Annotated in this window: 6 protein-coding genes and 2 pseudogenes; 3 read left to right on the forward strand and 5 right to left on the reverse strand. The window is 64.5% G+C overall.

Going from position 1 to position 6,431, the window contains the following annotated elements:
- Nucleotides 1–298: 298 nt before the first annotated feature.
- Nucleotides 299–670, reverse strand: a pseudogene (locus IOC82_RS05955) (glutamate synthase-related protein); the annotation flags it as partial.
- A gap of 451 nt (nt 671–1,121) precedes the next feature.
- Here IOC82_RS05955 and IOC82_RS05960 point away from each other — a divergent pair.
- Entirely contained in the window at nt 1,122–1,898 is a 777-nt protein-coding gene (locus IOC82_RS05960) for an SDR family NAD(P)-dependent oxidoreductase (RefSeq protein WP_290545265.1), read from the forward strand.
- 30 nt (nt 1,899–1,928) lie between these two features.
- Here IOC82_RS05960 and IOC82_RS05965 read toward each other — a convergent pair whose 3' ends face one another.
- The 4 genes from IOC82_RS05965 to IOC82_RS05980 form a co-directional block, all read right to left on the reverse strand.
- Entirely contained in the window at nt 1,929–2,675 is a 747-nt protein-coding gene (locus IOC82_RS05965; protein WP_290545274.1) for a sulfite exporter TauE/SafE family protein, read from the reverse strand.
- Nucleotides 2,672–3,175: a heme-degrading domain-containing protein gene (locus IOC82_RS05970; protein ID WP_290545266.1), complete on the reverse strand. Its 504-nt coding sequence runs from the start codon at nt 3,173–3,175 to the stop codon at nt 2,672–2,674. Before IOC82_RS05970 ends, IOC82_RS05965 begins: the two co-directional genes overlap by 4 nt.
- Before the next feature lie 93 nt (nt 3,176–3,268).
- Entirely contained in the window at nt 3,269–4,288 is a 1,020-nt protein-coding gene (ilvC, locus tag IOC82_RS05975) for a ketol-acid reductoisomerase (RefSeq protein WP_290545267.1), read from the reverse strand.
- Between the two features lie 138 nt (nt 4,289–4,426).
- The gene (locus IOC82_RS05980) at nt 4,427–5,422 is read right to left on the reverse strand and encodes a TerC family protein (protein WP_290545268.1); all 996 of its coding nucleotides are present in this window, start codon (nt 5,420–5,422) and stop codon (nt 4,427–4,429) included.
- 203 nt (nt 5,423–5,625) lie between these two features.
- Here IOC82_RS05980 and IOC82_RS05985 point away from each other — a divergent pair, with 203 nt between their 5' ends.
- A complete protein-coding gene (locus tag IOC82_RS05985) occupies nt 5,626–5,796 on the forward strand; it encodes a hypothetical protein (RefSeq protein ID WP_290545269.1) in 171 nt (56 codons plus the stop codon).
- A gap of 187 nt (nt 5,797–5,983) precedes the next feature.
- Nucleotides 5,984–6,431 (forward strand): annotated as a pseudogene (locus IOC82_RS05990) (IS5/IS1182 family transposase); the annotation flags it as partial.

A 6,431-nucleotide genomic window follows, 5' to 3' on the forward strand; every position in this document is an offset into this window, starting at 1 on the left:
GTGGCGTCCTGCCTGCCACAGCAGAGGGGCCTTGCCAAGATGGAAAGGTCAAGCCCCCGTGCGGCGTCAGCCCGCGCCGGCTCGGCGGATTGCCGGTGCCGCCGTCGCGGAACCGTTACATCCGCGCCGTATCACTGCAAGCTCAGGCCCGGGCGAGAAGCAGGCCCGATCAGCGGCGACACCAAGCACCATCCGGAAGACCATCCGCATGCCGCGCGCTCGCCCACTGGGTGCGCGCCAAGAAGGAGATCGAGGCAGACGTGGCCCGCGAGCAGGCGGAAGGCACGCCGGCCAACGCCTAAAGATTCGCCGGGGCGAAGCGCGTGGCTGAGGCCAGCGCCCAGGGTTCCGCTAAGACCGTTCCGGCAGCACCTGCCAGCAACTCGCCCGGTTTCAGCGCCGGGTAGCGGTCGTTGAAGCTGTGGACGCGGCCATCTGCCTCGCGCCACATGATGTGCTGAGGCCTCAGCTGCTTCGGCTCGTCCAAGCCGGCAGCCGCCAGGATCTCGGCCAGCGAGTGCACGGTTTCTTGGTGGAAGCGCGCCACGCGCTCCGCCTTATCCGGCACGTCGAGCGCGCGCTGGCGCATCGGGTCCTGGGTGGCGACACCCGTCGGGCAGGCGCCGGTGTGGCAGTGCTGCGCCTGAATGCAGCCGACGGCGAACATGAAGCCACGCGCCGCGTTGCATCAGTCCGCCCCCAGCGCCATCACGCGGGCCATGTCGAAGCCGGAAATGATCTTGCCTGCACAGCCGAGCCTGATCCGGTCACGCTAATGGGCCCCCACCAATGCGGCATGGACGAAGGACAGCACGCCGCGGATGGCCGCCATTTCAGGCGCGGTATTCGCCTTTGGCAGCACCCCGCCATGGCCTCCGTCACACGCGGTTCCAACCCGTTCTTTCCATCCATGCTCCACCTCCGTCTATGCGGCCGGTAGCGCGGCAGACTGTCTCAGGAAACCGTCCCCCGGCTCAGCTTCATCGTCATTCTCATGCGAGGCGCGCAAGCTTGGCCGCGCGATTCACTACGTCAACCGGAAAATCGCTTGCATGACGAGCTTGTTGCATGCCAGCAGCAGATGCGGTGTCATTGCCCATCACATATGAAGGAGCAACGGCATGAGTGGTGTGAAGGGACGGTCGGCCATCGTGACGGGGGCCGGCAGTGCTGACGGCATCGGGTTCGCCACCGCGCGGCTGCTGCTCGAAGCGGGAGCGCGGGTGGCCATCACCTCTACCACCAAGCGCATCCATGACCGGCTGGCCGAGCTCGGCGCTTTGCCGGATCAGGCCTTCGCGATGGTTGCGGACCTCACTGTACCGGAACAGGTCAAGGGCTTCGTCACCGCCGCGGAGAAAACGCTCGGCCCTGCCGATATACTTGTCAACAATGCCGGCATGACGCAGGTGGGGGGCGACGTTCCCGGCGGACGGCTGAGCCAGATGACCGAGGCCGGCTGGGACTATGGCATCGCCATCAACCTCAAGACCTGCTTCCTGATGACCCGCGCCGTGCTGCCCGGCATGATCGAGCGGGGCTATGGCCGGATCGTGCAGATGTCCTCCGTCACCGGGTCTCTGGTGGGAATTGCCGGAAGCTCCGTCTATGCCGCCGCCAAGGCCGGCATGCTGGGCATGACGCGGGCGCTGGCGATCGAGGCCGGCGGCCACGGCATTACCGTCAATTGCATCGGCCCCGGCTGGATCCAGACCGGCTCGAGCTCGGAAGCGGAACTCATCGCCGGCCGCCACACGCCGGTGGGCCGCCCCGGAACGGCTGCGGAAGTGGGCCATGCGGCGCTGTTCCTGGCCAGCGAGGAAGCGAGCTACATCACCGGCCAGATGCTGGTGGTGGACGGCGGCAACATCATCCAGGAATACAAAAGCGGCGCGTGAAGTCCGGCGCAGTTACCGTCTCCACGCGGGTCATTTGAACAGCGCATCGTAGATGAGCTTGAGCGAGATCAGGAACAGCGCCACCTCGACGAGGCGGTAGAACAGCTTGTCGGGCAGTTTCTTCGTGCCCTTGTAGCCCGCCACCGCGCCGATCACCGCGACGGGGGAGAGCATGGCCGCCACCTCGAGGTTGCCGGGGTTGAACTGGCCCAGCGCCCAATAGGGCAGAAGCTTCACCACATTGATAATGGCGAAAGCGATGGTGCTCGTGCCCGCGAACACCATCTTCGGCAGCTTCTGCGGCAGCATGTAGGTCTGGAACGGCGGGCCGCCGGTGTGGCTCACAAAGCTGGTGAAGCCGGTGAGCGTGCCCCAGAAGGCCCCGCGCGCAATATCCGCCGGCCGCGGCGGCGCATCGGCCTTCCGGAACACCACCGTGGCGCAATAGTAAAGACCGACCACGCCGACCAGCAGCGTCACCATCCACTCCGGCGTGATCTTCGCCGTGGCCCAGCCCACGCCGACGCCGAAGATCATGGCGGGCACCAGGATCGCCAGATTGCGGCCGCTGTATTCGCGGCGATAGGCCCAGAGCCCCACCACGTCGCTGACGATATAGACCGGCAGCAGCAGGGCGGCCGCCGCGACGGGCGGCATGACGAGGGCCAGCAGCGGCACACCCAGCGCTCCCACCATGGGCAGCCCCCCTTTCGACGCGCCGACCAGAAAGGCGGCCGCGCCGGCCACAACGAAAAAGAGCGGGCTGTTGTCCATCAGGGCGTTTCGGGACCCAGTTCCAGCATGGCATGTTCGACGCCGAGGAAGCGGCACAGCATCTCCACCACGAAGCCATGGTCCTCGCGCTGCGGCACGCCGGAGACGGTGACCGCGCCGGCGACGCCCGTGCCTTTGAGATGGATCGGAAAGCCGCCCCCGGCATTGGCATAGTCCATCGGGTCCAGCCCGCGCGAGGCATCGAAGGCCTTGCCGGAGAGCTGGTACTCGCGGCCCACGCGATAGGAGGATTTGTGGAAACGATAGACGGTGTTCACCTTGCGCCGCACCCAGTCCGGATTCTCCGGCGTCGAGCCGGCGAGCGCCATATAGAACAGCGGCCGGTCGCCGATGCGGATGTCGATGACGAAGGGCAGCTTGCGCTCCTCCGCATGCTGGCGCATGAGCGAGCCCAGCGCCCAGGCATCCGCCTCGCTGAAATGCCCGAAGCGGAGTTCCTCCTCCTGCCGTGTGATGATGGCGATGTCCTGCTCGAGGCTCATGTGGCTCCCTCCCCCGTTTCTGGCCGATGTATAAAACAGAAGGGCGGCTTCGAGGAAACCGCCCTTCACGTCATCTGTGCTCTGCGGAAAACGCTAATTCCGCGTCTTGTCGACCAGCTTGTTCTTGGCGATCCACGGCATCATGGCGCGAAGCCTGGCGCCCACTTCCTCGATGTTGTGGCTGTCGTTCATGCGGCGGATGCCCTTGAAACGGGCAGCACCCGCGCGGTATTCCTGCATCCACTCCGAGGTGAACTTGCCGGTCTGGATGTCCTTCAGCACGCGCTTCATCTCCTTCTTGGTGTCTTCGGTGATGATGCGCGGGCCCGTGACGTATTCGCCCCACTCGGCGGTGTTGGAGATCGAGTAGTTCATGTTGGCGATGCCGCCCTCGTAGATCAAGTCGACGATCAGCTTCACCTCATGCAGGCACTCGAAATAGGCCATCTCGGGAGCATAGCCCGCCTCGACCAGGGTCTCGTAGCCCGCGCGGATCAGCTCGACGAGGCCGCCGCAGAGCACGACCTGCTCGCCGAACAGGTCGGTCTCGCATTCTTCCTTGAAGCTGGTCTCGATGATGCCGGAGCGGCCGCCGCCCACGCCGCTCGCATAGGACAGCGCCAGATCATGGGCATTGCCCGAGGCGTCCTGGTGGATGGCGATGAGGCAGGGAACGCCACCACCCTTCTGGTATTCGCCGCGCACCGTGTGGCCGGGACCCTTGGGCGCAATCATGATCACGTCGACGGTCTTCTTGGGCTCGATCAGGTTGAAGTGCACGTTGAGGCCGTGCGCGAAGGCAATGGCCGCGCCGTCACGGATATTGGGCGCGATCTCGTCACGGTAGATGTCGGCCTGCAGTTCGTCAGGCGTCGCCATCATCATCAGGTCGGCCCACCTGGCGGCGTCCGCCACCGTCATGACTTTGAAGCCGTCAGCCTCCGCCTTCTTGATGGTGGGCGAGCCGGCCTTCAGCGCGATCACGACATTGGCGGCGCCGGAGTCCTTGAGGTTCAGCGCATGGGCGCGGCCCTGGCTGCCATAGCCGACGATCGCCACCTTCTTGGCCTTGATCAGGTTCACATCGGCATCACGGTCGTAGTAAACGCGCATTTGTCCGGTCCATCCCGTTGGAATTGAATTGGGCGGGAATAGCGGGGGGCAAGGCCCAAGGCAAGCGGCAAAAGGCGCGGCCGGAGGGCATGGGCGCCATGCCCCGGCACGGCGCCCCGGAGCGCTTTGTGGCTTCGGTCAGCCCAGCCGCTCCGGGGCCTGGCCCCTGGTTTTCCACAAGCTGTAGAGCACGCCAGCCGCCAGAATGCCGAAGGTGACCGAGAGCGACACCGCCGGGGGGATCTTGTCCAGCCCCAGCAGAGGGGCGGCAAAGATCTTGGAGCCGATGAAGATCAGAACGACGGCGAGCGCCAGTTTCAGGTAGTTGAACCGCTTCACCATGGCGGCGAGCGCGAAGTAGAGCGCGCGAAGGCCCAGGATGGCGAAGATGTTCGAGGTATAGACGATGAAGGGGTCGGTGGTGATGGCGAAGATCGCCGGGACGGAGTCGACAGCGAAAATCACGTCCGCCACCTCGATGAGGATAAGCGCCAGGAACAGGGGCGTCATGAACCACGCGAGCTTGCCGGTCTTTGGGTCCTCTTTCTTCACGAAGAACTTCTCGCCATGGTGCTCGTCCGTCACGTTGAAGCGGCGGCGCATGAAGGCGAGGAGCGGGTTCTTGGAGACGTCATATTCCTTGCCGGCGAAGACGATCATCTTGATGCCGGTGCCGATGAGAAACACCGCGAAGACGTAAAGCACCCAGGAGAACTCGGAAACGATGGCCGCGCCGAAGCCGATCATAATGGCCCTGAGCACGAGAACGCCGAGAATGCCCCAGAACAGCACCCGGTGCTGGTACTTCAGCGGCACCGCGAAGAACGAGAAGATCATGGCGATGACGAAGACATTGTCCATCGCCAGCGCCTTCTCGACGGCAAAGCCCGTCAGATATTCCATGCCGGAATTGGCGCCCAGAGACCACCACACCCAGCCGCCGAAAGCGAGGCCGAGGCCGATGTAGCCGGCTGAAAGAAAGAGGCTCTCGCGCGCCGATATCTCCCGGTGCTCCGTGTGCAGCACGCCGAGGTCCAGCACCAGCAGCACCGCCACGATGGCGATGAACATGAGCCACATCCAGACCGGCTTGCTGAGCCAGCCGGCGAACAGGAACGCCGTGAGAATATCCATGAACTCCCCTCCCTTCAGCGCCGTTGACGTCCGACATCGCACCGCATAACGGCGCCAGAGGGGCCCGGACACTTTTGAGATGGTGCAGCGCACCCGAATTATCAACCGGCGGAAGGATTACAGTTTGGAAAGCCTGGCGTTAGCACTACAGTTGCGTCTGTGGACATTTTGTGATTCCTGTTACGTGGAGCGGGAGGACGAGGATGGTCGCGGATTGTTCTGGCGCGCTTTTGGAGTGGCAAGCCGAGCTTGCGGCGCTGAAGGTGAAAATTGGCGAGGTTTTCCAGCGCTCGGAAGGCCGGGAGATCGCGGGCGCGTTTCTCGATGGGCTGCTTTCGGGAGCGGAGCGCAAGACGGGCTGGCTTATGGCGTAACAGGCCGGCCTTGAACGCCCCCTGTCGGATGCAGTCGTTGCTGGATCACGGCCTTTGGTCGGCCGATGCGTTTCGCGACATTGTGCGCGATTACGTTTTCGGGGCGCTGGGCGACGCCGATGGCGTGCTGGTCGCCGGCGAGACGGGTTCGTGAAGAAGGGCTGGCACTCTGCGGGTGCGGCTTGGGCATGTTGCGGTTGATGGCGCCATGCTGAAGGCGAACGCCAGCCGGCATAAGGCGATGAGCTATGGCCGGATGAAGACGGCGGAGCCGAAGCTTGCGGCGGAGGTTGCGGCGTGGCTGTCGGCGGCGGAGACAGCGGATGCGGCGGAGGATGCGGAACATGGCGCAGAGCAGCGCGGTGACGAGACGCCGACCTGGATGGCTGACAAGCAGCACCGGCTGGAGCGCATCCGCGCTGCCAAGGTTGAGCTTGAAGCAGAAGCACTCCAAGATCCCAGCGATCTCGACCCTGATGGACCTGGGCCTTCCTCCGGGATGGAGGAGCGCGGGCAGCGTAAACACGTCAGGCCTGAGGGTCCGCCTGACAAGGCACAGCGCAACTTCACCGATCCCGACAGCCGCATCCAGCCCACGCGGGACGGTTTCATCGCGGGTTACAATGCGCAGATCG

Source organism: Aestuariivirga sp. (assembly GCF_020252395.1).
Taxonomy (GTDB): domain Bacteria; phylum Pseudomonadota; class Alphaproteobacteria; order Rhizobiales; family Aestuariivirgaceae; genus Aestuariivirga.

Coding starts and splice junctions, on each gene's coding strand:
- IOC82_RS05985 (WP_290545269.1), top strand. CDS start 5,626: ATGGTCGCGGATTGTTCTGGCGCGCTTTTGGAGTGGCAAGCCGAGCTT.
- IOC82_RS05960 (WP_290545265.1), top strand. CDS start 1,122: ATGAGTGGTGTGAAGGGACGGTCGGCCATCGTGACGGGGGCCGGCAGT.
- ilvC (WP_290545267.1), bottom strand. CDS start 4,288: ATGCGCGTTTACTACGACCGTGATGCCGATGTGAACCTGATCAAGGCC.
- IOC82_RS05970 (WP_290545266.1), bottom strand. CDS start 3,175: ATGAGCCTCGAGCAGGACATCGCCATCATCACACGGCAGGAGGAGGAA.
- IOC82_RS05980 (WP_290545268.1), bottom strand. CDS start 5,422: ATGGATATTCTCACGGCGTTCCTGTTCGCCGGCTGGCTCAGCAAGCCG.